This window comes from Croceicoccus sp. Ery15 (assembly GCF_020985305.1).
Classification (GTDB): domain Bacteria; phylum Pseudomonadota; class Alphaproteobacteria; order Sphingomonadales; family Sphingomonadaceae; genus Croceicoccus.
The window spans coordinates 395,531-418,030 of sequence record NZ_CP087588.1; the positions used below are offsets into that span (position 1 = coordinate 395,531).

At 61.6% G+C, this 22,500-nt stretch carries 22 protein-coding genes; 14 read left to right on the forward strand and 8 right to left on the reverse strand.

Features of this window, described 5'->3' with window-relative positions; genetic code table 11:
• Positions 1–213: 213 nt before the first annotated feature.
• The 9 genes from LOZ77_RS02080 to LOZ77_RS02120 all read left to right on the forward strand — a co-directional run bounded on the left by LOZ77_RS02080 (position 214) and on the right by LOZ77_RS02120 (position 11,317).
• Positions 214–2,964, forward strand: coding sequence for a LuxR C-terminal-related transcriptional regulator (locus tag LOZ77_RS02080; protein WP_230280560.1), 2,751 nt, complete (start codon positions 214–216; stop codon positions 2,962–2,964).
• An 82-nt stretch (positions 2,965–3,046) separates the two neighbouring features.
• Positions 3,047–3,976: a 3-keto-5-aminohexanoate cleavage protein gene (locus LOZ77_RS02085; protein WP_230280561.1), complete on the forward strand. Its 930-nt coding sequence runs from the start codon at positions 3,047–3,049 to the stop codon at positions 3,974–3,976.
• 105 nt (positions 3,977–4,081) lie between these two features.
• Positions 4,082–5,083: an LLM class flavin-dependent oxidoreductase gene (locus LOZ77_RS02090; protein ID WP_230280562.1), complete on the forward strand. Its 1,002-nt coding sequence runs from the start codon at positions 4,082–4,084 to the stop codon at positions 5,081–5,083.
• Between the two features lie 6 nt (positions 5,084–5,089).
• A complete protein-coding gene (gene cofH / locus LOZ77_RS02095) occupies positions 5,090–7,402 on the forward strand; it encodes a 5-amino-6-(D-ribitylamino)uracil--L-tyrosine 4-hydroxyphenyl transferase CofH (protein ID WP_230280563.1) in 2,313 nt (770 codons plus the stop codon).
• Positions 7,403–7,424: 22 nt separating this feature from the next.
• Positions 7,425–8,075: an NADPH-dependent F420 reductase gene (gene npdG / locus LOZ77_RS02100; protein WP_230280564.1), complete on the forward strand. Its 651-nt coding sequence runs from the start codon at positions 7,425–7,427 to the stop codon at positions 8,073–8,075.
• 2 nt (positions 8,076–8,077) lie between these two features.
• Positions 8,078–8,833, forward strand: coding sequence for a coenzyme F420-0:L-glutamate ligase (gene cofE, locus LOZ77_RS02105; RefSeq protein WP_230280565.1), 756 nt, complete (start codon positions 8,078–8,080; stop codon positions 8,831–8,833).
• A complete protein-coding gene (gene cofD / locus LOZ77_RS02110; protein WP_230280566.1) occupies positions 8,830–9,756 on the forward strand; it encodes a 2-phospho-L-lactate transferase in 927 nt (308 codons plus the stop codon). The genes cofE and cofD overlap by 4 nt, the downstream gene beginning before the upstream one ends.
• Positions 9,756–10,319, forward strand: coding sequence for a 2-phospho-L-lactate guanylyltransferase (cofC, locus tag LOZ77_RS02115; RefSeq protein WP_230280567.1), 564 nt, complete (start codon positions 9,756–9,758; stop codon positions 10,317–10,319). The genes cofD and cofC overlap by 1 nt, the downstream gene beginning before the upstream one ends.
• A 77-nt stretch (positions 10,320–10,396) precedes the next feature.
• The gene (locus LOZ77_RS02120; protein ID WP_230280568.1) at positions 10,397–11,317 is read left to right on the forward strand and encodes a TIGR03619 family F420-dependent LLM class oxidoreductase; all 921 of its coding nucleotides are present in this window, start codon (positions 10,397–10,399) and stop codon (positions 11,315–11,317) included.
• Between the two features lie 19 nt (positions 11,318–11,336).
• Here LOZ77_RS02120 and LOZ77_RS02125 read toward each other — a convergent pair whose 3' ends face one another.
• Positions 11,337–12,176 carry an SDR family NAD(P)-dependent oxidoreductase gene (locus LOZ77_RS02125; RefSeq protein ID WP_230280569.1) on the reverse strand — a complete coding sequence of 280 codons (840 nt, stop codon included), beginning with the start codon at positions 12,174–12,176 and terminating at the stop codon, positions 11,337–11,339.
• A complete protein-coding gene (locus LOZ77_RS02130; RefSeq protein ID WP_230280570.1) occupies positions 12,155–13,306 on the reverse strand; it encodes an ecdysteroid 22-kinase family protein in 1,152 nt (383 codons plus the stop codon). Before LOZ77_RS02130 ends, LOZ77_RS02125 begins: the two co-directional genes overlap by 22 nt.
• Before the next feature lie 174 nt (positions 13,307–13,480).
• Here LOZ77_RS02130 and LOZ77_RS02135 point away from each other — a divergent pair, with 174 nt between their 5' ends.
• The 4 genes from LOZ77_RS02135 to LOZ77_RS02150 are packed head-to-tail and all read left to right on the forward strand — an operon-like array spanning position 13,481 to position 16,779.
• A complete protein-coding gene (locus LOZ77_RS02135) occupies positions 13,481–14,293 on the forward strand; it encodes a nuclear transport factor 2 family protein (RefSeq protein ID WP_230280571.1) in 813 nt (270 codons plus the stop codon).
• Positions 14,294–14,304: 11 nt separating this feature from the next.
• Positions 14,305–15,966: an FAD-dependent oxidoreductase gene (locus tag LOZ77_RS02140; protein ID WP_230280572.1), complete on the forward strand. Its 1,662-nt coding sequence runs from the start codon at positions 14,305–14,307 to the stop codon at positions 15,964–15,966.
• Positions 15,891–16,598 carry an SDR family NAD(P)-dependent oxidoreductase gene (locus tag LOZ77_RS02145; protein ID WP_230280573.1) on the forward strand — a complete coding sequence of 236 codons (708 nt, stop codon included), beginning with the start codon at positions 15,891–15,893 and terminating at the stop codon, positions 16,596–16,598. Before LOZ77_RS02140 ends, LOZ77_RS02145 begins: the two co-directional genes overlap by 76 nt.
• Positions 16,561–16,779 (forward strand): hypothetical protein, encoded by a 219-nt coding sequence (locus tag LOZ77_RS02150; RefSeq protein ID WP_230280574.1) that lies wholly within the window; start codon positions 16,561–16,563, stop codon positions 16,777–16,779. Before LOZ77_RS02145 ends, LOZ77_RS02150 begins: the two co-directional genes overlap by 38 nt.
• Before the next feature lie 45 nt (positions 16,780–16,824).
• Here LOZ77_RS02150 and LOZ77_RS02155 read toward each other — a convergent pair whose 3' ends face one another.
• Genes LOZ77_RS02155 through LOZ77_RS02165 form a run of 3 tightly spaced genes read right to left on the reverse strand, consistent with a single transcriptional unit; the run spans position 16,825 to position 19,914 of the window.
• Positions 16,825–17,883 carry an LLM class flavin-dependent oxidoreductase gene (locus tag LOZ77_RS02155; RefSeq protein WP_230280575.1) on the reverse strand — a complete coding sequence of 353 codons (1,059 nt, stop codon included), beginning with the start codon at positions 17,881–17,883 and terminating at the stop codon, positions 16,825–16,827.
• Positions 17,880–18,947 carry an oxygenase gene (locus LOZ77_RS02160; RefSeq protein WP_230280576.1) on the reverse strand — a complete coding sequence of 356 codons (1,068 nt, stop codon included), beginning with the start codon at positions 18,945–18,947 and terminating at the stop codon, positions 17,880–17,882. Before LOZ77_RS02160 ends, LOZ77_RS02155 begins: the two co-directional genes overlap by 4 nt.
• Positions 18,948–18,978: 31 nt before the next feature.
• Entirely contained in the window at positions 18,979–19,914 is a 936-nt protein-coding gene (locus LOZ77_RS02165) for a Rieske (2Fe-2S) protein (protein WP_230280577.1), read from the reverse strand.
• 146 nt (positions 19,915–20,060) lie between these two features.
• Here LOZ77_RS02165 and LOZ77_RS02170 point away from each other — a divergent pair, with 146 nt between their 5' ends.
• On the forward strand, positions 20,061–20,729 hold the full coding sequence (locus tag LOZ77_RS02170; protein ID WP_230291466.1) for a TetR/AcrR family transcriptional regulator: 669 nt from the start codon (positions 20,061–20,063) through the stop codon (positions 20,727–20,729).
• A 21-nt stretch (positions 20,730–20,750) separates the two neighbouring features.
• On the opposite strand, the gene LOZ77_RS02175 is transcribed toward LOZ77_RS02170, so the two are convergent.
• From LOZ77_RS02175 to LOZ77_RS02185, 3 genes are read right to left on the reverse strand one after another with little or no spacing between them, the layout of a single operon-like run.
• Positions 20,751–21,782, reverse strand: a complete 1,032-nt coding sequence (locus tag LOZ77_RS02175) for an LLM class flavin-dependent oxidoreductase (RefSeq protein ID WP_230280579.1) — start codon at positions 21,780–21,782, stop codon at positions 20,751–20,753.
• Complete coding sequence (locus LOZ77_RS02180; protein ID WP_230280580.1) at positions 21,782–22,162, reverse strand: limonene-1,2-epoxide hydrolase family protein; 381 nt, start codon at positions 22,160–22,162, stop codon at positions 21,782–21,784. Before LOZ77_RS02180 ends, LOZ77_RS02175 begins: the two co-directional genes overlap by 1 nt.
• A 2-nt stretch (positions 22,163–22,164) precedes the next feature.
• On the reverse strand, positions 22,165–22,482 hold the full coding sequence (locus tag LOZ77_RS02185) for a 2Fe-2S iron-sulfur cluster-binding protein (protein ID WP_230280581.1): 318 nt from the start codon (positions 22,480–22,482) through the stop codon (positions 22,165–22,167).
• Between the last annotated feature and the right edge of the window lie 18 nt (positions 22,483–22,500).

Here is a 22,500-nt window from a genome sequence, read left to right on the forward strand (position 1 = left end):
CGGATGCGTGTGTCATGCGTGGATTCTTGCATTCGTCCGCTGCCGGACGAATCCCCGCGAGGAATGGCGCACTCGCGGCGATTTGAAATTCATGCCCCCACTCCCCCTGGCTGCAAGATCATCGTCCTGCGCGCCGATAGCTTTATCGGATTGTGGGGTTATCGTCGCGCAAGCTCGTCACAACCTATCTGCGGATAGGAAATCCGACTTGCCATGACGGATGCGCTGCACGATAACAGCCGCATCGTCGGCATACGACCGGCAGGGAGAGGTGAAGAGGTTAGCCACATGGGCTTAGTGCAAACCACGATCGTGCCGCCGCGTTCGGCGCACGCGTATGTGAAACGGGCCAGGATCGAAGGCCTGGCGGAAAAGATCGCAGGCTATCGCGCAGTCACGGTTATCGCTCCGGCCGGTTTCGGGAAGACAACCGCCATGCTGCGATGGGCCGATCTGCTGGCCGAACGAGGGCGTTCCGTTCTTTGGATCGCGGCGCGCGCCGGTGTCGACAGTCTCGACACCTTTCTCGAGGCGCTATCACAGGCCTGTGTCGTGTCGGGTCTTGGCATCGCTTCCAGCGACCCGCGTGCATGGTTCGTCGAGCTTGCCAAGCGATCGGGCGCAGCGCCGATCCTGTTCATAGACGATGCCCAGTTGCTACCCCGCGAGGTGCATGATTTCGTCGAGCAGCTGATTTTCAGTTCACGCGACGGATTGACGAGCGTCATGGCCTCGCGCGGTGAAAATGACATCAATCTCGCTCGCCTGCGATCGCTGGGATACCTGATGGAAGTCAGGATGGCGGACCTGTGTTTCGATGCAGAGGAAGCAAGCAGCCTGCTGCGGCAGGAAATCGGGGCAGAGCCCACTGCGGCGCAGATCCAGCGCATGATATTGGATACACAGGGCTGGGCCGCCGGCCTGATTCTGGCTTCCCAGACGTGGCACAAGGATAGTTTGCACGCGGAAATGCCTGAGCGGGCGGCCAGTCGGCTGCGTTACGAATATGCCAGCTATTTTCACGAGGAAGTGATCGAGGGCCTTCCGCAGGAATTGCGGAACTTCATCATCGACACCTCGATCCTGAAAGAACTGTCACCGTCTGCCTGCGCTGCGGTGATCGGCCAGAGCGAAGCGCGCAAATATCTCGACGAGGCTTTCGAGCGCGGCCTCTTCCTGATCGAACTGGACCGCGAGCAGGGCGAATATCGCCACTACAAGCTGTTCCGCGATATGGTTCTGGGGCGGCTCATGAAGCTGGCACCTGAACGCGCAGCCGAATTGCATCGGCGCGCCAGCCGCTTCTACGCTGAGGCCGGCAATTACCACCTTGCGCTGGAGCATGCCGAGCAAAGTACCGACCAGGAATTCCTTGCGTCGCAGATCGAAACCCTTGCCGAACAGATGATCTACGCGGGACTGATGCAGCGGCTTGACGAACTGGCTAGCCGGTTGCCGTGGCAGGTGGTCGAGGACAAGCCAGCGATCCTGCTGGCCATGTCATGGCGACGCAGCAGGCGACTGGCATTCACGTCCGCCGAACGCCTGATCGAATCGGCTGAAAAAGCCATCGAAAGTAAGATGGATGCCGGCGAGCTGGATGACTACGCAGCGCGCCAGCTGGATTTCCATGTGCGCCACCGCAAGGTTATGCTGCATGCCGCACGCGACGACATGGTCGCGGTTGAGGAGGAATGCGGCCCGCTGCTGGCCGATCTGGGTGACGATCACCCATATCTCAGCTGCACCCTGCTGGCCCAGCTGCTTTCCGCCCGCCGCGAACTTTTTCACTTCCACGACATGCTTCGGCTGGAAGGTGAATTGCGCAAGGCATTGGCGCGACCGGGTTCGGCCTTCGCATCGATTGCGCTCAAGTCGTCGGTCGCGCCAACGCTGGTCGCACAGGGCAAGACGGAAACCGCAAAGCAGTTCCTGCATGAAGCGCAGGAAATCGCGCGCCAGCGTGAAAGCGAGGTTGCGGGGCTGGGCGCGCTGCCGGCACTTCCGCTGGCCGAGATATTATACGAATGCGGCGAACTGGACGAGGCAGCCAGGTTGGTCGACCAGTATATGCCTTCTATTCGCCAATGGGGCTTCGTCGATCAGGTCGCGTCGGGATATCTCGTGCGCGCCCGGCTGGCGGCCGCCGATGGCGACCTCGCCTCGGCGCTTTCGGTGCTGGAAGAAGCGCATCTTGTCGCGATCGAATGCGGGCTTGACCGTTTGCGGGCCATGGTCGTGTCGGAACAGGTGCGCATTTTGATCAAGAACGGGCAGCTGGAACAGGCCGAAACGCTGTTCTATTCCTGCGACCTGGTGGGCGAAGGAGAACCTGTCCCCACGCTCAATCCGTCGCGGCTCAACGAATGGCTGGCGATTGCCTGGCTGCGGATCGAGATGCACCGGTTCCGGCTGGTGCGCTCGCGCAAGGTGGCGAAGCGCTGGCTGGAACTGGTACGCCGCCGCGGCGCCATCCGTTCCGCCCTGTCGTTCGAACTGCTTCTGGCCGAAATTGCGGTGCTGGCCGGCAACCGGTCCGAGGCGCGCCGCTCGGTGCGCGCTGCCGTGGAACTGGCCGAGACAGGTGGCTGGCTTCGTCCGTTTCTCGACGAAGGGGAAGCGATCGCAGCGCTGATCGTCGACGCCTATGGGAAGGGGCCGATCCTCGACGATCCGGTCGACAGGTTTGCCCATGGTTTGGTGAAGCTGCTCAAGGGAAATCCGCAGATTGATCAGGACGAAGAGGACGATGACGAGTTCGGCCCCAGCGGCGGCCTGTCGCTGCGCGAGATCGAGATTCTCACCCAGGTGAGCGGCGGCTTGCGCAACAGGGAAATCGGCGACCGCCTCGGCCTGACGGAAGGCACCGTCAAATGGTACATGCAGCAGATATACGACAAGCTGGGCGTTCGCCGCCGTCCGCAAGCCGTCTTGCGGGCAAGGCAGCTGGGAGTTTTGTCGTGACACCCTATCGAAGGTTAGATTGCGCCTGGTGCCGGAGGTTCTAGCGAAGGAGAAACTATAGCATTCGTGGCGGGAGAATATTGTGGCCAAGGGCAAGGTAATCATCAGCTGCGCGGTGACCGGCGCGATCCATACGCCGAGCATGTCGCCGCATTTGCCGGTGACCGCTGACGAGATTGCGGAAGCGGCCATCGGCGCGGCGGAAGCGGGCGCGGCCATCATTCATTTGCACGCCCGCAATCCCAAGAACGGGCGACCGGACCAGAATCCCGATCTCTACGAACCCTTCCTCAAGGTCATCAAGCAGCGGACCGATGCGGTGCTGAACATCACCACCGGCGGCCATCCCTCAATGACGCTGGAGGAAAGGTTGAGACCGGCAACGCGTTTCGCACCGGAAGTCGCCAGCCTCAACATGGGTTCGATGGGGTTCGGCCTGTTCCCGATGCTGAACCGCTACAAGGACTGGAAATACGACTGGGAGCCGGCCACGCTTGAGGCATCGCGCGACCTTGTATTCAAGAACACCTACAAGGATATCGAAGGGCTGCTGGAACTGCTTTCCCCGCTGGGCACGCGGTTCGAGTTCGAATGCTATGATACCAGCCATCTGTACAATCTGGCGCATTTCCTCGATCGCGGGCTGGTGAAGGCTCCGCTGTTCGTTCAGACCTGCTTCGGCATCCTTGGGGGCATCGGCAGCCACCCTGATGATATCCAGCACATGAAGCGCACGGCGGACAGGCTGTTCGGCGACCAGTATGAATGGTCGGTGCTGGGGGCCGGCGCACGGCAGATGAGCATCGTCGCCATGGCGGCATCGATGGGCGGCAATGTTCGCGTGGGCCTTGAAGATTCGCTCTGGGCCGGGCCGGGCCGACTGGCGGAAACCAACGCGGAACAGGTCGCGACCGCAAAGGCCATCGTGGAAGGCATGGGCCTGTCCGTGGCAACGCCTGACGAAGCGCGCCAGATCCTTGACCTCAAGGGCGGCGACCGGACCAATATCTGAGCAGGAAATGACCCACGCAGGACCAGGACGCCACAGGGGACGCGGCGATAGTCAGCGCAGTCAATTTGCGCCGCCGGTCCGTTGCGTTTGCTGGGAACGCGATCGATGAAGCTGGGTATTTGTTCGATGTGGGGAACCTCGCTGGACTTGTTCCGCAGCGAGGTGAGGCTGGCGGCAGAGCTGGACTATGATCTGGTCACGGTCGGGGATTCGCCGTCCGGCTGGCATGAAATGGTCACCTCCATGACATTGGCGGCACTGGAAGCGCCCAAGGCGCTGATCGGCTCGCTTGTGACATCTCCGTTCATGCGCCACCCGCTCGTCGCGGCCAGTGCCTTTGCCACCATCAACGATTTGACGGGCGGGCGGGCGGTCATGGGATTTGCGACAGGGGGCAGCACGGTCCTGGCCGTGGGGCGCGCACCGGCCACGCAAAAGGAAGTGCGGGCCGAACTGGTCGCCCTGCGCCAGCTTTTCGCCGGCGAAGAGATCGAGTGGGAAGGGCGGCCCGTCAAATCGCTTCGCTTCGCGCGCAAGGTTCCGATCTATTATTCCGCTTTCGGCCCTAAGGCGCTCGCGCTTGCAGGAGAGCTTGCCGATGGAGCGATCCTGTTTGCAGGCGATCAGAGCCTCGATGCGCTGGAGCATAGGATTGACGCGCTGCGCGATGCCGCCACCAGGGCGGGCCGCGATGCCGATGCGCTCGACATCTGGGTGACCAGCTATATTTCGGTGCGCGAGCAGCGGCAGCAGGCCATCGACGACCTGAAGGCTTTTATTGCCGTCAATGCGATGGCCTTTCGTACGCCCGAGACGTTGGCGATGCTGCCCGATAATGTCCGCCCGCTCGTCCAGGCTTTTCAGGCACGTTATGATCCATCGGAACATGTCGTGGTCGGCGGACGCAACGTTCGGCTGATGGACGAGATGGGGCTCACCGAATTCCTGCAGGATTTCGATACGATCGCGGGACCTGAAGACCACGTGGCAGGGGTCATGGCCAGGATGGAAGCGATGGGTGTTTCCACGCTTATCGCCGCACTTCCCGGGCATGCCGATCCGCTCACGACGATCCGCGGCCTCGCAGCCGCAAGAAAGAGAATGTAACGCGATATGGCACAATGGTGGAACAGGACCGAAGCGCGCGATTGGCTGGACAGGCTGGAGCGTTTCTCGCTGGACGAACTGGCCGCAGAGGCCGAGGCCAAGACGATTGCGGCGCATGGCGCGGTGGTCACCTATTCGCGCAAGGTTTTCATACCGCTGACGAAATTGTGCCGCGATGTTTGCCATTACTGCACGTTCGCTCACCGCCCGTCGCAACTGACGGCGCCGTTCCTCGAACCGGAAGAAGTGCTTGAGATCGCCCGCGCAGGCGAACAGCGCGGTTGCCGCGAAGCATTGTTCACTCTGGGCGACCAGCCCGAGGCCCGCTATTCCGCCGCCCGCCGGTGGCTGGATGAGCGTGGCTTTGCGAGCACGCTGGACTATCTGGCGCATGTCGCCGCGCTTGTCCCCGAAGAAACGAGCCTTCTGCCGCATCTCAACCCCGGGATCATGACGGCTGCCGATTACGAAAAGCTGCGCCCAGTTTCGGCTTCGATGGGATTGATGCTGGAAAGCACGTCGGACCGGCTGTGCGGCAAGGGAATGCCGCATTACGGGTCGCCCGACAAGATACCGGAAGTCCGCCTGAAATCCCTGCGCGATGCTGGCGAGGCAAAGGTGCCCTTTACCACCGGCCTGCTGATCGGGATCGGCGAAACGCGGCTGGAACGGGTGGAGGCACTGCTTGCAATCCGCGATCTGCATGCGCGCCATGGCCATATCCAGGAAGTCATCATCCAGAACTTCCGCGCCAAGACCGGGACGCTGATGGCAGCAACGCCCGATATCGGGCTCGACGAACATCTCTGGACGACCGCCGCTGCCCGCTTGATCCTTCAGGCGGAAATGGTGGTGCAGGCACCGCCCAACCTGCAGCCGGGACAGCTGGGCAAGCTTATCCGTGCGGGCGTCAACGACTGGGGCGGGGTTTCGCCGGTCACGCTCGACCATGTGAACCCCGAAGCGCCCTGGCCACATCTTGAGCAGCTGGAGACCCAGACCGAGGAGGCCGGTCGGCACCTGCGCCAGCGGCTTGCCATCGGCCCGGCATTCGCTCGTGCACCCGGATTGTGGACGGACGAGGCGCTTCAGCCGCGCATTCGAAGGGCCATCGATGCGCGCGGACTACCGCGAGACAGCGACTGGCATCCCGGCACCGGCGGGGCGATACCTGAAGGGCCGATGTCCATCGGTATCGGAGGGGACAAGGAAATCCGCATAGCCCTGGGCCGGGTCGAGCACGGCGAGGAGCTTGGCGCGTTCCACATCGAAAGAATGTTCGGGGCCGAAGGCCGCGATTTCGAGCGGATCTGCCGCGTTGCCGACGAATTGCGGCATGACAGGGTGGGCGATACCGTCACCCATGTGATCAATCGCAACATCAATTATACCAATATCTGCCTCTATCGCTGCGGATTCTGTGCCTTTTCCAAGGGCAGCACCAAGAGCGAGCGCGGCCCGGCGTACAATATCGACCATGCCGAAATCGCCCGCCGCACGGTCGAAGCGCGCGAACGCGGCGCGAGCGAGGTGTGCCTGCAAGGGGGCATCCACCCCAGCTATGACGGCAACACTTATCGCGGGATCGTGCAAGCGGTGAAAGATGCGGTGCCGGACATGCATGTCCACGCGTTCTCGCCGCTGGAGGTGCATCACGGCGCCACCACGCTGGGGCTGGATTACGAAGATTACCTCGCCTCGCTGAAGGAATGCGGGCTGGCGACATTGCCGGGAACCGCGGCGGAAATCCTGTCGGACGATATCCGCGACATCATTTGCCCCGACAAGCTCTCGACCGGCGAATGGCTAGCGGTGATGCAGGCTGCGCACAAGGTGGGGCTGAAGACCACATCCACGATCATGTTCGGCCATGTCGAAACCTATGCTCACTGGGCCACGCATCTGCTGCGCCTGCGCGAATTGCAGATGGAAACGGGTGGATTCACCGAATTCGTGCCCTTGCCGTTCGTCCATATGGAGGCGCCGAACTGGCGGCGCGGGCAGACCCGCTCTGGCCCGACATGGCGCGAAACAGTACTGATGCATGCCGTTTCCCGTATTGCGCTCGACGGTGCCATTCCGAATATTCAGGTCAGTTGGGTAAAGCTGGGTCCGGAGGGCGCGGCCCGCATCCTTCAGGCAGGGGCAAATGATCTGGGCGGGACGCTGATGGACGAATCGATCACGCGCGCTGCGGGCGGCGTCAACGGACAGGAATTCGGTGTTCCCGAAATGCGCGCGCTGGCGCATGGCATCGGTCGCCGTCTGCAGGAACGCACCACGGTTTACGGTCTGGCTACAGGCGAGACCGTCGCATAATTTGACAGGATTGGAATAGTTTATGAGCCAGACGATCGCAGTAGTCGGCGGCACGGGCAATCTGGGCAGTGCGATAGCATGGCGGATTGCCAAGGCAGGGCATCAGGTGATCATCGGATCGCGCTCTGCCGAAGCGGCCATTGCCCGGGCAGAGGAACTCGGCCACGGGCTGACCGGCATGGCCAATGCCGATGCGGCGCGAGCGGGTGACATCGTGCTAGTCACCGTGCCCTTTTCCGCCCAAGCGGCGACGCTGGCCGATATCAAGCCGCATGTCGCCGGCAAAATCGTCGTCGATACGACGGTCCCGCTCGTTCCGCCCAAGGTGATGCGCGTCCAATTGCCCGACGAAGGTTCGGCGGCAGTCTGCGCTAGCAATCTGCTGGGCGACGATGTCCGGCTGGTCGCGGCGTTCCACAATGTCGCGGCGCATCGCCTGGCAGAGGATGGCTTCGTCGATTGCGACATTCTGGTGTTCGGTGACGACAAGGCGGCACGTGCCGAAATCGTCGCACTGGCAGAAGCCATCGGGCAACGCGGAATCCATGCCGGCCCGCTGGTCAACGCGGCGGCTGCCGAGGCGATGACCTCGCTGCTCATCTTCATCAACAAGAACTACAAGGTGGACGGCGCCGGAATTCGCATCACGGGCGAATTGAACGCCCCCGATTGACGATGTTCAGCGTACATCCCGTCGGCGATTTGCCCGAATTCCTTGGTGGCGATGACCTGCCTTCCATTTTGGCGGATCGACTCGCCCAAGGCGATCCCGGCCTTGCGCCCGGCGATATCCTTGTCGTCACGCAGAAAATCGTATCGAAGTCGGAAGGCAGGATGGTCGCGCTCTCGTCGGTCGAATTTAGCGACAGCGCGCGCGATCTTGCCCGCCAGACCTGTAAAGACCCCGCGCTGGTCGAGCTGGTGCTGCGCGAATCCAGCGACCTGGTGAGAGCGGTGCCCAATGTGCTGATAACGCGGCACAGGCTGGGCCATGTGATGGCGAATGCCGGCATCGATGCCTCCAATCTGGGTACCAGTGGCGAGGAAAAGGTGCTTTTACTGCCCGAAGATCCCGATGCTAGCGCGGCCCGCATCGCCCATGCATGCCACGCCCGAACCGGCATCAGGCCCGGTGTTATCATCTCCGACAGCTTTGGCCGTCCATGGCGGATCGGGACGACCAATGTGGCGATCGGCGTGGCTGGTCCTCCCGCCGTGATCGATGAGCGTGGCAAGCCCGACAGGGACGGGCGGATCATGCAGGTGACGCAAATCGCCTTCGCCGATGCCGCAGCGGGAGCGGCCGGGCTTGTGATGGGCGAGGGCCCCGAGGGCTTGCCGGCCTGCGTGCTGCGCGGCCTGCCATGGCAGCACGGCGACCAGACCAGCCGGAACCTGCTGCGTCCGGCGGGCGAGGATTTGTTCCGATGAGCGCACGAGTCACTGTCCTGACCGGAGGCGTGGGCGGCGCCAAGCTGGTCGAGGGCTTGCAGCAGATCGTGCCCGGCACTCACCTGACGGCGATCGTGAACACTGGCGATGATTTCGAGCATTTCGGCCTGCCGATTTCGCCCGATATCGACACCTTGCTCTACACGCTGGCCGGGCTGTCCAATGCCCGTCTCGGCTGGGGCCGCGAAGGTGAAACATGGTCATTCATGGATGCGGTAAAGAGCCTTGGCGGCGAGGACTGGTTCAACCTCGGCGATGGCGACCTCGCGCTGCATGTCATGCGCCGGGCGGCCAGGGACGCGGGCCAGCCTCTGTCTGAAATCGTGCGGGGTTTTGCCCTCCAATGGGGTCTAGGCCTGACCATCCTGCCGATGAGCGACGATCCCGTCGCGACTTGGCTGCAAACGGACGAGGGATTGTTGCCCTTCCAGCGCTATTTCGTGGCGCGGCGGTGCGAACCGCGCGTCAATGCGATCCGCTTCGAAGGTGCCGATGCCGCCTTGCCGGCACCGGGCGTGGTGGCGGCCATCGAAGCCGCCGATATGATCCTGATCGCGCCATCCAACCCGTGGCTCAGCATCGATCCCATATTGGCGGTTCCCGGCCTGCGCCAGGCGCTGGAACGCAGGAATGCGCCGCTGGTCGCGGTGTCGCCGCTGGTGGGCGGAAAAGCGGTCAAGGGGCCGACGGCCAAGCTGATGGACGAAATGGGCCTTTCGGTGACGAACCAGACGATTGCCGAACATTACGGCGATTTGCTGGATGCGATGCTTGTGCACCAGGGCGACCCTCACCCTTCCGACCCTCCTTGTGCCGAAACCGACACGCTCATGAACTCGGCGCAGGACAGGCACCTTGTCGCGGTTGCCGCTATGGATCTGGCCGAACGATCGTCGCGCTGATGGCATGGACGGCGCTAGTCCCGATCCGCACCGGCCCTGCGGGCAAGTCCCGGCTGAAAGGAGTGCTGGATGCCGACGCACGCGGGCGTCTGGCATTAGACATGGCATGGCACGTGATCGACGTTCTGGCGCAATGTCCGGCGATCGACCGGAGAGTCGTGCTTTCGAATGAGGCCTTCGACCATCCGGCGACCGATTGGGCCAAAGACGGCGGGCTGGGGCTTAATGCCGAGATTTCGGCGTTTCGGCACGGGTTCGGTGCGTCGCCGCTGCTTGTGATCCACGCAGACCTGCCCTTGTTGGCGCGGGACGATGTCGACGCTCTACTTGACGCGGCAGCTCTCCATGGCGCGGCCCTTGCGACGGATCGATTGGGGCAGGGCACCAATGCATTGGCACTGGCTGACGGTCGGTCGTTCTCGTTCCAATTCGGGCAGGGCAGTCGCATTCTTCACTGCGCCTTGGATGTTGCCATGCCCGTATTTCAGCGGACGGGCCTGTCGGCCGATCTCGATACACCTGCCGACTTGGAGTTCCTGCAGGAACGCGGACTGCGTGTCTAAACCGCCTTTCTTCCGGCAGGTAGTTTGACCGCGCCGGACTGTTATCCGCCCGGCACACCAGCGCAGGAGAGGCAGTCATGAAACTGAGTATCGGTATCCCCAAGAGTATGAAGGTTGCCGCCATGGTCCAGCCATGGGAGGATCCGCTGACCGGAGCCGATGTCGGGGAACTGATGGCGGTCGCGGACCAGCTCGGCTTCTACAAATGCATGCTGGGTGAACATTTCGTCATTCCGAAGGAACATATCGAGCTGTCGGGCGACTGGTATTTCCACACTGCCGTGGCGCTCGGGTTTTATGGAGGGCAGACGAAAAACCTGCGCCTTGCGTCCTCGATCTCCATCCTGCCGCTGCAAAGCCCCATCGTGCAGGCCAAGGCATGGTCGACGCTCGACTGGCTGACGGGTGGTCGGGCAGAGCCGATATTCGGCGTCGGCTGGCTGAAGGAAGAATTCGACATGCTGGGCGTGCCGTTCGAAAAACGCGGCGCGATGGCGGATGAATATATTGCGGCGATGATTGAACTCTGGACGAAGCACGATCCGGAATTCGAGGGCGAATTCGTCAGCTTCAAAAATTGCGGTTTCGCGCCCAAGCCGCTTCAGAAACCGCACATGCCGATCTGGTTTGGCGGCGATGCGCCTGCAGTTCAGCGGCGGGTGGCGAAGTTCGGCAATGGCTGGTCCCCGTTCCGCACACCGCCCGAAAGCTTTCCCGACTGCATCGACTACATCAAGTCACAACCGGAATATGACGGTAGGCGGCTGGAGATGTTCTTTGCCCTCGAAATGCTGAACGTCGGTGCGCATCACGAAATCCTGGATGATGCCCGCGCGCCGGGGACAGAGGACAAGCAGAAGATCATCGACCAGATCGGCTGGCTGAAGGAATTGGGCATTACCGAAACCATCGTGCCCTTGCCGCCGGGCCTGTCGGGAAAGCAGGCATGGATTGACCGCCAGCACTGGGTCGCCGAGGAAATCATGCCGGCTATCTGACCGATAAGGTTTCTTCCCGTTACCCCGGCATTGCTGCGAACATGTCCAGCATGTCGGCGTAATGGGGCTGGTGGTGAGCGATGCCGCCGTCGGCCGAGATGATCTGGCCGGTGACAAAGCCCGAAAGATCCGACGCCAGCCACAGCACGGCGCCCGCGATATCATCCGCGACGCTTTCGCGGGGCAGAAGCACGTGGCGCTGGATCATGGCGAGTTGATGGTCGGTCATTTGCGCGCGCGCCACGGGGCTGAGTACGAGGCCGGGCAGCACGGCATTGCAGCGGATATTGGCCCGCCCGAACTGCGTGGCCGTATTGCGCGTCAGCGCATTCACCGCGGCCTTGGACGCGCTATAGGCAGGATTGAGCACGTCGCCGAGCAGCGAAACGCCCGAGCTGGTGTTGACGATCGAACCGCCGCCCGCTGCGATCATGTGCGGAACGACATGCTTGGTCACGAACATCGTGCCGCGCACATTGATGTCGAAGGCCGCGTCCCACACTTCGGACTCCATTTCGGCCAGCGAGCGGTCACGTGTCATCTGCTGGGCGCCGGTATTGGCCGCATTGTTGTGGAGGACGTCGATTCTGCCGAATTCGTCGACCGCCGCGGCCACCATTGCAGCGACGCTGGCTTCGTCGCCCAGGTCGACCTTCAGGGCGATGGCATTGCCGCCGGTCGCAACAATCGCGGATGCCACCCGCCGGGCGCCTTCGTCGTCGATATCGGCAATTGCGACCGACGCGCCGTTCGCGGCCAGCATGCGGGCGCAGGCTTCCCCGATATTGGCGGCGCCGCCGGTAACGATGGCGATCTTGCCCTCGACCAGACCCATTCCTATTCCCCCAGAAGCTGCCATGTGCCGTAATCCTCGGCGGCCGTGAAAAAGCGTTCGTTCATGGGAAGGCCGTTCTGTCCCCACTCATCGAGATTGGCGACCCAGGCTTGCAATCCGTACATCACGAAAAGCCGCGTCTGTTCCCATGCCTCATCAAAATCGGGAACGCCCTGCGCACCGGTCGCGATCAGATATTCGCGATATTGCTTCACTATGTCCTTGTGATGCTTGCGACGCTCCTCGATACTGAGCGCGCCGATCACGAAATAGGTCAGGTCGCGCCATGGGCGGCCGCGACGGACCAGCTGCCAGTCCAGCCAGAGCCGGTCGCCGTCGGGCAGGATATAGGTATTGCCCTGATGGCAGTCGCCCAGCACGATGCAATGCGGCGCATCATAGGCCCGCTCAAGTTCGCCCAGACGGTCGAATGCGCGCTCCACCTTGCGCGGATCGTCAAGGTAATGCTGCGGCGCGATGGCGCGAAAAGCGGGATCCTCCAGATTGGCTTCGATCCATTGCCACATGATCCGCACCTGATCGCTGTCGACAGGCGTGTCCATCTGGGTCTGGAGCCACGGTGCGTTGGCGGTGCTGATTTTCTCGCTCCCCCAAAGGCTGCCATGCAGCCTGGCGAGGCCTTCGAGGTTGTCGATGATCATATCGACGCCATTGGCATCGGTGCTGTGGCCGAACTTGCCGCCGCGCTGCACCAGGTCTTCCAGCACCACGAAGCCGTGCGCACTGCCGTCATCGTCCCAATCGGCGTAATAGCATTTGGCCGTCGGCACTTTCATCTCGCCGATCAGGAAGTGGTAAAAGCGCGCTTCGACGGCGTGAATATCGACATTGTCGAACGATCCCGACCAGTTCGCCTTCATGCAGACATGCTCGGGCAGTCCCGCGGCCTTGCCCGCATCGTTCCAGTCGACTTTCACGCGCCATTTGGTCGTGTGGCTGTTAAGCAGTTGGACGGTTTCCATGCTGCGCGCCGCGACGCCCGGATATTTATAGCTCATCATCCGGCCCAGCCACTCGGCGTCGACATCCTCCAGACTTGTCGGCAGCTTGTCGGTGCGCGCGGGATAGGGACGCGGCACGCAATTCGTGTCGACGACGGCGCTTTTATATTGGGCGGGGGCGTGCGGATCCAACGGTCAGCTCCTTGCGATCTGTCTGTTTTCAAACCTTCGAACCGGCGTCGCGATGTGCGGCATGGTCCTCTCTTGTCGCCATGCTTCGCAGAGTGCCTGATGGAGCAACCTGTCCAAGGAAAGGGGCGGGACGGGACGGGCAGGGGGATGAAGCGGCGACGGGGAGAGACCGAAATGACTCAGAACGAACAGAACAAGGATATCGTGCGCCGCTTCCTCGGCGCGGTCGAAACCGGCGAGCTTGAAGTAATCGAGCAATTGCAGGCGCCAGAATGCACGTGGTGGATGATCGGATCGGGCGAAATATCGCGGGAAGCCTATACCGACGCGGTCAAGGGCATGCTGCTGACCGCTTCGTACCGCAAGGTTCGCATCGTGGGCATGGTCGCGGAAGGCGACACGGTTGCGGCAGAGGTGCGGTCGGAAATGCATTTCGGCGACCGAGTCTATGCCAATGAATATCACGATCTATTCGTGATCAAGGATGGTTTGATCGTCCACGGACGCGAGTATTTCGATACCGGCAAGGTCGCCGCCTTTTTCGGCGCGCAGGTAAGGTGCAGCATGAACGCCGAAACCGTCGTCCGGCAATTCCTGTCCTTGTTCCACACCCGCAAGCTGGATGTGGGGGCAGTACGCGCGATGCTGGCTGACGATGCCCGGTATCAGCCGGTCGTGCCGATCGCTCCGCTAAGGCATGGCGCGGACGCCATTTGCGAAGAGCTGGAGCGACAATACGAACTGTATGACGAATGCGCCTGCGATATTCGCAATGTCGCCGCTGCGGGATCGACCGTTTTTACGGAACGGGTCGACACGTGCCGGCAGCTGAAGGACGGACGGGAAACCACCACCCATGTCGTCGGCGTGTTCGATCTGGATGATGCCGGCCGGATCGTCTGGTGGCGGGAATATTGGGACGGGCTCGATTGCGCGGGCCAGTTGGGGATCGACGACAAGGCCATGCGATCGATCATGTGTGCGTGAAGGGAAATTCGATGCAGTACGACGTCGTGGTGATGGGTTCCGGCGGTGCGGGGCTGACGGCAGCGCTGGTCGCCGCAAAAGCGGGTTGCAAGGTGGCCGTGCTGGAAAAGGCGCCGCATTTCGGCGGGACAACGGCCATTTCCGGTGGCGGGGTCTGGATACCCGAAAGCCCGCAGGCCGTTGCGGCGGGGGTGGACGACAGCAGGCAGAAGGCGCTGGATTACTCGCTTGCCGTCGTCGGCAACCGGGCAGAGCGCGAGCTGATCGAGGCCTATATCGAAACCGGTCCGGAAATGGTGAAATGGCTTGAGGCCAATAGTTCGGTCCATTTCCTCCTCTCGCCCCCGTCAAGCGACTGGTACCCCGAGGTCGAGGGCGCGATGCACGAGGGGCGGTTGCTCGCTCCGGCCGAATATGATGCCAAGCAGCTCGGCTCAGATTTCGACAATCTGTCTAAGCCGCGCGAGGAATTCAACGCGCCCGGCGGGATGATGATCGATTTGTTCGACCTGCCCTATATCGCCAAACTGCCGCAACCCGGTGCGTTGTGGTACATGGCCAAGATCGCCGTTCGTTTTGCTTTCGACAAGAAGAAGCTGGGACGCGGCTCACGCTTGACGATGGGCAATGCGCTGATGGGCAGGCTTTACCGTTCGGTGCTGGACGCGGGGGTGGACCTCTACGCCAGCGCACCGGTCGAAAGACTGCTTACCGATCGCGGCAGGGTCACGGGCGTCGTCGCGACCATAGACGGCAAGCAAGCCGAGATTTCGGCCGACAAGGGCGTCGTTCTGGCGGCTGGCGGTTTTTCCGCCAACGAACAGATGCGCAAGGCATATCTGCCCTATGCCGAGCAGCATGTTTCCATCCTGCCGTATCATAATACCGGAGACGGCATAAATGCGGCGACTGCTTCGGGAGCCGTTCTGGGCACCGACAACCATGCCAATGCGGTCTGGGCCGTGGTATCAAAGCGGACGCGCGATGATGGCTATGTCGAACGCTACGCGCATCTGATCGACATGTCGAAGCCCGGCTGCGTCGCCGTGGGCAAGGACGGCAAACGCTTTGGCAACGAAGCCGGGGTCCATTTTGTCGAGGACATGCACGCGACCGGCAATGTGCCCGCCTGGATCATCTCGAACGCGAAGAACGTCAAGAAATACGGCATGGGCCTGTCACTTCCGGGGGGCAGCAAGATGAAGGAACTCGTTGCGTCCGGCTATATGAAAAAGGGCAATACACTGGCCGAACTGGCCGCCCGGATTGGGGTCGATCCCAAGGCGCTGGAAGCAACCGCCGCGCGGGTCGATGCCGATGCGAAAACCGGGCGCGACAGCGAATTCGGCAAGGGCGACACGCTGATCGACCAGGAAATCGGCGATCCCGCTCACAAGCCCAATCCATGCTTTGGGCCGATCGGCGCGGGGCCATATTACGCGGTCCAGATCTTCCCCGGTGACGGATCGACGACCGTTGGCGTGAAGATCGACGCGCAATGCCGCGTCAAGGATGAGAGCGGTCAGCCGATCCCGGGCCTCTGGGCCGCCGGGCTGGATGCCAATTCGATCTGGCAGGGCAAGTCTCCGGCGCATGGATGCAATGTCGGTCCGGCACTGGTGACCGGCTTCATCGCAGGCAGGAGTATCACGGCATCAAAACAGCAGTCGTAACCGGAGCAAGCTCGGGCATTGGCCTGGTCGTCGCGCGTGAACTGGCGCGCGACGGCTGGCGGGTGATCGCGCAAGGCCGTCATCCCGCGCGCTGTGAAGCCGCGCTTGCGGAAATCCGCTCTGCCGCGCCCGGGGCGCAGGTCAACATGCTGAGAGCCGACTTGTCGATCATGGACAAAGTGGACGCGTTCGCATCGCAGGTCGCAGCATCGACCGACCGCATCGACCTGTTGGTGAACAATGCAGGCGCCACGCCGTCGAGGCGGGTGGAAACCGCCGACGGATTTGAACAGACCTTTGCCGCCAATCACCTTGCCGTTTTCCTGCTGACCGACCGCCTGCTGCTCTTACTGAAGGCGGCGGCACCCGGATCACATGTGGTCACGACCGCATCGGTCGCGTTCAAATTCATCAAGGACATGAAGTGGGACGATCTGCAGCAGGTGCAGTCATTCAGCGCCAGCGATGCCTATACCCAGTCCAAGCTCGCCAATATCTTGTTCACGCGGGAAATGGCGAAGCGGGTCAAGCATGCGTGCATCCCGGCGTCGTGCAAGCCAACTTCGACAGTCACGGCAATCTTGCGTCAAGCTGATGTATTTCTTCGCAAAACCGTTCTCGCTGACGCCTGAACAGGGCGCGGATACAATACTCTGGCTTGCAAGGGGCGGGGCGCCAGATGCGACCGGCCAGTATTTCTCCAAGCGCAAGCCCGCCGGATTGTCGGTCGCTGCGCAGAGCGAGCAAGGCGCCGCACGCTTGTGGGACATCAGCACGGAGCTGGCCGCCAAAGCCGGCCAGGCTGTCGGCTAAAGCCGGGAAAGGCGGGGTGGGGCTTTGCCGCCCCGCCTGCCGGTTCTACTTTTCGCGGCGTTTCGCCTCGGCCACCATCGCGAACAGGCCCTCATTATACTTGGTCAGCTGTTCCATGGTGAGATTGCGATAGGGCGTCATCGGGCAGAGCGAATCCACCACGCCCCAGAAGGGTTCCAGTTCTTCGAGCACTTCGTCGACCGGCCCGCATTTCACGAAGGCCTGCACCATTTCGTCGCTGACCTTGTCGATCACGCCCGAAACGTCGCCATGTTCGCCAGCGGCCAGCTGGCAATCGCGTGCGAGATCGCCAAAACCGATGGAATTGAAAAAGTCTTCGTATTCCTTGTAACCGGCATAACCCGCCACGGTGGCACGGCTGTCGTCGATCGCCTGCTGCTTGTCGTCATTGATGGCGACCCATGGCCATGCATTGATTTCGACATCCGCGCGTTTGCGGCCGAAGCGGGCCAGTTCCGAATGGATGAAATCGTTCTTCTGAACCGTATAGTCGACGGTCCAAAGCGCATGGACCATCAACCCGTCGGCGATTTCCAGCGACATGCTGGTCAGCTTGTCCTTGAGCGCGGCGATCCAGATCGGAATATTCTCGCGCACCGGGGGCGCGGTCATCATTTTTTCCGTCCATTCCAGATCGTAATACTCGCCGTGCAGCGGTTCCATGTCCTTGTGGCTGTTCGCGTTCACATAGCGCACGATCTTCACCACTTCGCGCAGGTGGGTCAGCAGCTTGCGGTGCGGCTCGCCATAGATCCCCTCAAGCGCGCTGTGCAGCGAGGTGCCCAGACCAAGGACGAAACGACCCTGGCTGATCGTGTCGCATTCGATCGCGCAATAGGCGGTTTCAACCGGACTGCGGGTTCCCGCAACCGCAATGCCGGTCGAAACCTTCAGCGTATCGGTCATCGCCGCGACGGCGGCCATGGGCACAAAGGGCGCGCCATAGATCTGAAGCGAAAAGACCCCTTCGAATCCCACCTGCTCCATCTGTTTTGCCATGCCGCCCATCACCGGAGCGGGCAAAACGGGCATCACGCCCCACCACTTGCGCTCACCCCCCGTCGCATTGGTCAGTGTGGTCATGCTTTTTCATATCCTATAATGTCGCTGCAATCAGAGCTGACATTATCGCGATAGGTAAAATCGCCGCGCGCCTGTCTTTCGGCCAGTGCCAGCATCAGCACGCGATATTTCTGGCCCGCTTCGTCCAGCGGCGAATGCAGGTCCTTGCGCTTTTCTGGCCGCATGTAACGTGGGCTCTGCGGCGAGGTCATGGAACTGTCCTGCCGCGAAACCTTGTAGCTCGCCTTGGGCATCATATAGCGGAAAAGATTGGTCTTTTTCACGTTCGACGTGTTCATTGCATAATCCAGCCGGGTCCGGTCGCGCGTTTCCGGAACGCAGGGGTGGAACAACTGGACATTGTCGCCCGGGCTGAAACGGCCATAGGCGATCGCGGCATGGCTGCGAAGGTAGATGCGGATAACCTGCCGTACCTGCTGCACATCGTCGCGCACGCCGCCAAAGATTTTCATGATCGGCGCGACGGACTTGTTCACGCAGGTCCGCACCATGGTGATGGTCTCGCTGTCGTGGAACACCTCGACCGTTTCCTTGTCCATCTTCTCGTCGCCCACGACGTCGGCGTGGATGAAGTCGGCATGGGTAAGGTCGATCAGGTTTTCGAGGCTGAGTGGCGCGCAGCAATCGAACCGCACGGTGCCCAGCATGTGCAGCGGCAGGCCGCCGTCCTCTGGCAGATAGGGAATGCTGGGAATATGTTCGGGCGCGGCATTTTCCGGCTTGCCGAGCCAGCCCCAGACATAGCCGTACTTCTCGATCACCGGATAGTGACCGGCCTCGTCGGTATATTCGCTCTTCCTCGCGGCAAGCTGGTCATTCGGGTGCGTTTCCGCGGCCACGACGCTGCCGTCGGGCTTTCGCCAGATGAAATAGGCGTGCGAATAGACCGCGCGCCGAATGGGTTTCTTGGCGACAGCGAAGCTGTGGGCCAGCGGAAACCATGCATCGGTCAGCATGATATCGTGCGGCAGCCAGGAATTGACCTTGGCCGCGAACTGGCGCGGATCGGCCGCGATCGGATCGTCATAAACCTCGGGAGCCGGATTGTCTTGAACGTCGAGCATGATCTGTTCCTTGTTCTCAGTTGGGCAGCGGTCAGGCAGCGGCTTCCTGCGTGGAGGGCGATCCGGATTGGCGCCCGGCAATGCTTTCGCGCAGGTCCGAGGCGTGGATGGACGCCGACGGCTTGAGGACGCGCAGCGCCGCTCCGTCGACATGGTCGAAAACCCTGAACGGCGTGCCGATGCCCATGGCCTTTGCCATCAGATGGTGGCGTCCGGAGGACAGGGAGGCGCGCCAACGCACCTGCGTAACGCCGCGCGCGGCCTGAACGGGCGCCAGAACCGCGCGGAACAGGGCCGTGAACTCGTCGTCAAGCAGGGTCAGGTCCGTCTCGCCGGTTACCGGATCGGTGGCGATGCGCAGGCTGATCGGGAAATCGGACGTGAAGGGCGCGGGCCAGTGCGGCGATGCCCATTGGCATGATCGTTCCAGCACCAGCTTGCCTTGCTGTTCGGACAACTCGGTCAGCAGATAGGGTGAAAAGCGCACCCCCTTGATCGACAGCACCAGCGAAGGATCGTCGAACAACGCGGCGATCCAGTGTTCGTGATCCAGCGCCACGATCGATGTGCCCGAAAGCGGCAAGACGCGATCGTCAGGTGCGGGGGCAGCGGCCTTGGCGTCCAGACAGACCCGTACAAAGCCCGCATCCTCGTGAACGGCGAATGGCCTTGCCTTGTATACAGGAGGGAATTTGCGATCGCTTTTCAGATTGGGAATGTCGATCAGTCGCCCGCTTGCCCCGTCATAAGTCCAGCCGTGGTATCCGCACTGGATCGCGCCATTGCCAAGGATGCAACCCAGCGACAGGGGCGCCCGGCGATGCGGGCAGCGATCTTCAAGCGCGCGCACGACCTTCTTGTCGTCGCGCCAAAGGACGACCGGTTGGTCGCCGATATCGACGTTGTGCGGTTTGTCCGCGCTGATCTCTTCGGAGCGGGCAACGGCCCACCAGACTGCCTCGGTCATACTCGACTCGCATCTCCCAGTACGCGTTATGCAATTAAATTGACGCATGACAATTTAATTGTCAATCTATGCCGATGGATGCAGCCAATGTAAATTCAACCGCGACCTCTCGAGATGGCAGGGCAGCGGAACGGGGAACGGGCCAAATGAAAGGCCATCTTACCCGCAGGGGTGAGAGGAGCCGGGGGCGTCCACGCGCAGATGCCGGTGAATCGGTTGACGAGGCATCGCTGCTACGGACCGCCTTCGCCATGTTCGCCACGCATGGCTATGGAGCCGCGACAATGCGCGCGATGGCCCGCGAACTGGGCGTCAGCCACAATTTGCTCAATGTGCGATTTGGCAAGAAGTCGCAGTTATGGAAGGCTTCGGTCGACTGGCGGCTCAAGGAAGCCGCCCGCGAGGTTGAACTGGCCTTCGACCCGTCGCACCCTCCGGAAGAACAGTTGCGGGACCTGATTCATCGGTTTTGCCGCTGGGCGATCATCAATTCGGACATTGTGGCCATGAGCCACCTTGAAGGGCGCGAGCCGAGCTGGCGGCTCGACTATATGACGGAAAGCTTCACCCTGCCGTTCCAGCGCCGCCTTCAGGACCTTCTGGAACAGGTAGGATCGGGCACGGCGCTGCGCCCGATCGATTCCGGTGCATTATTGGCGCTGCTCGTTCACGGGGTCGGATCCTATTTCGCGCTTGCCCCGATGCATGACCGGCTTCTGCCCGATTCGCCTGGTGATGGCGCCGCCAATCCGTCGCCCGAGGACCGGGCCGATGCGATGGCGCGGTTTTTTCTGGCAGGTTTGTTCAGCGCCTAAGACTCGATAATCCGCGCGGGATCAGCTTGGCGCCGGGAAGAAGAGATCGGCGATGCGGTCCCGATAAATGGCGGCCTTGGCTTCATCCATCCCGAATTGCGGCACGACGGGCGTGATCGAATCGGCAAAGCATGCCCGTTCGATCACCTGCGCCTTCACCTCTTCCGCCGAACCCAGAATCGTGATGGCGCTGACCATTTCGTCGGGGCAGGCCGCCTCCATCGCGGCAAAGTCCTGCCGGGCAAACGCATCCTGAATCGCCGCTGCTTCCTTCTCGAATCCGATAGCCTTGAAATAGCGCAGGTACTGGGGCGACTGCGTATAAAACGCGATATTCGCGCGGGCATCCGCAATGGCCGCATCGCGATCGTCGTTGATGACGGTAAATATCATCAGGTTCAGATCGAAAGCCGACCGCTCCCGTCCGGCCCTGTCGAGACCTGCCTGCAAGTGCGGGGCGACCTTTTCCTCGATCCAGCGGGTCGTCCACAACGGATGGCCCAGCAGTCCTTCGGCGATCTCTCCGGCCTGCTCGCACGCCTTTTCGAAAATTGCGGGCAGATAGACGGGGATGTCAGGGCGCCGTGCTGGCGCCGTCAGCCGGAAATGCGACAGGTCAAGCGTTGCATATTCGCCGGGAAGCACCTTTAATTCGCCGGTGTGGCCCCTGGCGATGACCGCCCGCACCTGTTCCACAATTTCGCGCATATGCGCCAACGGCTTGCCATAAGGCATGCCGAAGCTGCCTTCGATCTGGCTTTGCGCGCTTGAACCCAATCCCAGTACCGCACGGCCACCACTGATGTGGTCCAGATCGATGACGCTGCATGCCGTCTCCAGCGGACTACGCGTGAAGGCCAGCGCGATGCCGCTGCCTAGCTTTATCCTGCTGGTGACGGCCGCGGCTGCCGCAAGGGTGACGAAAGGGAGACCGAAGATCTGCGGGACCCAGACCCCCTCAATGCCAGCCGCTTCCCATTGGCGGACCAGCGGCACGAGTTCGTCTGCCGGAAGGACCGGCAATTGCGTCCAGATCTTTTTGCCGGCGAACACTAACCGAATCCCTTGACCGTATCGAAGTAATCCCGCCACGAAACGATCTTGTCGCCGTTCATTTCGATAATTCCCATCAGCTTTATTGAGATGAGCAGGTTGCCGTCCTTGTCCCGAAAATTATCGGTCCGTTCGGTCAGAACGATGTTCTCGTTTGACGCAATGTGGTGAACGATCACCTCGCCGGTTTCGATCGGATACATCTGCGCAAAGCCGTCCATGAAGGCCTTTGCTTCGGCAAAGCCGGTTGTTTTCGATATGCCGACATTTTCCCAGACTGTCCGATCGGTGAAGCGACGCTCCATCGATGCGACCATGTGGCCCAGCGTCGGCTTCCACTCTTCGAAGAAGGCCAGCACTTCGGATTGCGCATCGGCCATTCTCAGTCCTCCGGCGCGATGGTCACGGTCACTCCGTCGAGCGCGTCAGTCATCTCGATCTGGCATGACAGGCGAGACGTCTCGTTGCGGTGATCCGAACTGTCGAGAAGATCGCTTTCGTCTTCGCTCATCTCTGGCAGCTTGCCTGCATAGGATGGCTCCACAAAAACATGGCAGGTCGCGCAGGAGCAACAGCCCCCGCACAAGGCCAGGAGTTCATCGAAACCCTCGTCACGGATGATCTCCATCAGGGTAAGCCCGTTTTCGGCTTCGACTTCCTTGCGGCCACCCGAGCGGTCGATCACATTGATTTTCGGCATTTCTTACTCCGTTACGTA

Excerpts from the sequence above, each read along its gene's own strand:
- LOZ77_RS02180 (WP_230280580.1), bottom strand. The coding sequence starts at position 22,162 with ATGGCCGATGCGCAATCCGAAGTGCTGGCCTTCTTCGAAGAGTGGAAG.
- LOZ77_RS02125 (WP_230280569.1), bottom strand. The coding sequence starts at position 12,176 with ATGGCAGCTTCTGGGGGAATAGGAATGGGTCTGGTCGAGGGCAAGATC.
- LOZ77_RS02140 (WP_230280572.1), top strand. The coding sequence starts at position 14,305 with ATGCAGTACGACGTCGTGGTGATGGGTTCCGGCGGTGCGGGGCTGACG.
- cofH (WP_230280563.1), top strand. The coding sequence starts at position 5,090 with ATGGCACAATGGTGGAACAGGACCGAAGCGCGCGATTGGCTGGACAGG.
- LOZ77_RS02185 (WP_230280581.1), bottom strand. The coding sequence starts at position 22,482 with ATGCCGAAAATCAATGTGATCGACCGCTCGGGTGGCCGCAAGGAAGTC.
- LOZ77_RS02150 (WP_230280574.1), top strand. The coding sequence starts at position 16,561 with ATGTATTTCTTCGCAAAACCGTTCTCGCTGACGCCTGAACAGGGCGCG.
- LOZ77_RS02145 (WP_230280573.1), top strand. The coding sequence starts at position 15,891 with ATGCAATGTCGGTCCGGCACTGGTGACCGGCTTCATCGCAGGCAGGAG.
- cofD (WP_230280566.1), top strand. The coding sequence starts at position 8,830 with ATGAGCGCACGAGTCACTGTCCTGACCGGAGGCGTGGGCGGCGCCAAG.
- npdG (WP_230280564.1), top strand. The coding sequence starts at position 7,425 with ATGAGCCAGACGATCGCAGTAGTCGGCGGCACGGGCAATCTGGGCAGT.
- cofC (WP_230280567.1), top strand. The coding sequence starts at position 9,756 with ATGGCATGGACGGCGCTAGTCCCGATCCGCACCGGCCCTGCGGGCAAG.
- LOZ77_RS02165 (WP_230280577.1), bottom strand. The coding sequence starts at position 19,914 with ATGACCGAGGCAGTCTGGTGGGCCGTTGCCCGCTCCGAAGAGATCAGC.
- LOZ77_RS02090 (WP_230280562.1), top strand. The coding sequence starts at position 4,082 with ATGAAGCTGGGTATTTGTTCGATGTGGGGAACCTCGCTGGACTTGTTC.
- LOZ77_RS02120 (WP_230280568.1), top strand. The coding sequence starts at position 10,397 with ATGAAACTGAGTATCGGTATCCCCAAGAGTATGAAGGTTGCCGCCATG.
- LOZ77_RS02080 (WP_230280560.1), top strand. The coding sequence starts at position 214 with ATGACGGATGCGCTGCACGATAACAGCCGCATCGTCGGCATACGACCG.
- LOZ77_RS02170 (WP_230291466.1), top strand. The coding sequence starts at position 20,061 with ATGAAAGGCCATCTTACCCGCAGGGGTGAGAGGAGCCGGGGGCGTCCA.
- cofE (WP_230280565.1), top strand. The coding sequence starts at position 8,078 with ATGTTCAGCGTACATCCCGTCGGCGATTTGCCCGAATTCCTTGGTGGC.
- LOZ77_RS02160 (WP_230280576.1), bottom strand. The coding sequence starts at position 18,947 with ATGCTCGACGTTCAAGACAATCCGGCTCCCGAGGTTTATGACGATCCG.
- LOZ77_RS02155 (WP_230280575.1), bottom strand. The coding sequence starts at position 17,883 with ATGACCACACTGACCAATGCGACGGGGGGTGAGCGCAAGTGGTGGGGC.
- LOZ77_RS02135 (WP_230280571.1), top strand. The coding sequence starts at position 13,481 with ATGACTCAGAACGAACAGAACAAGGATATCGTGCGCCGCTTCCTCGGC.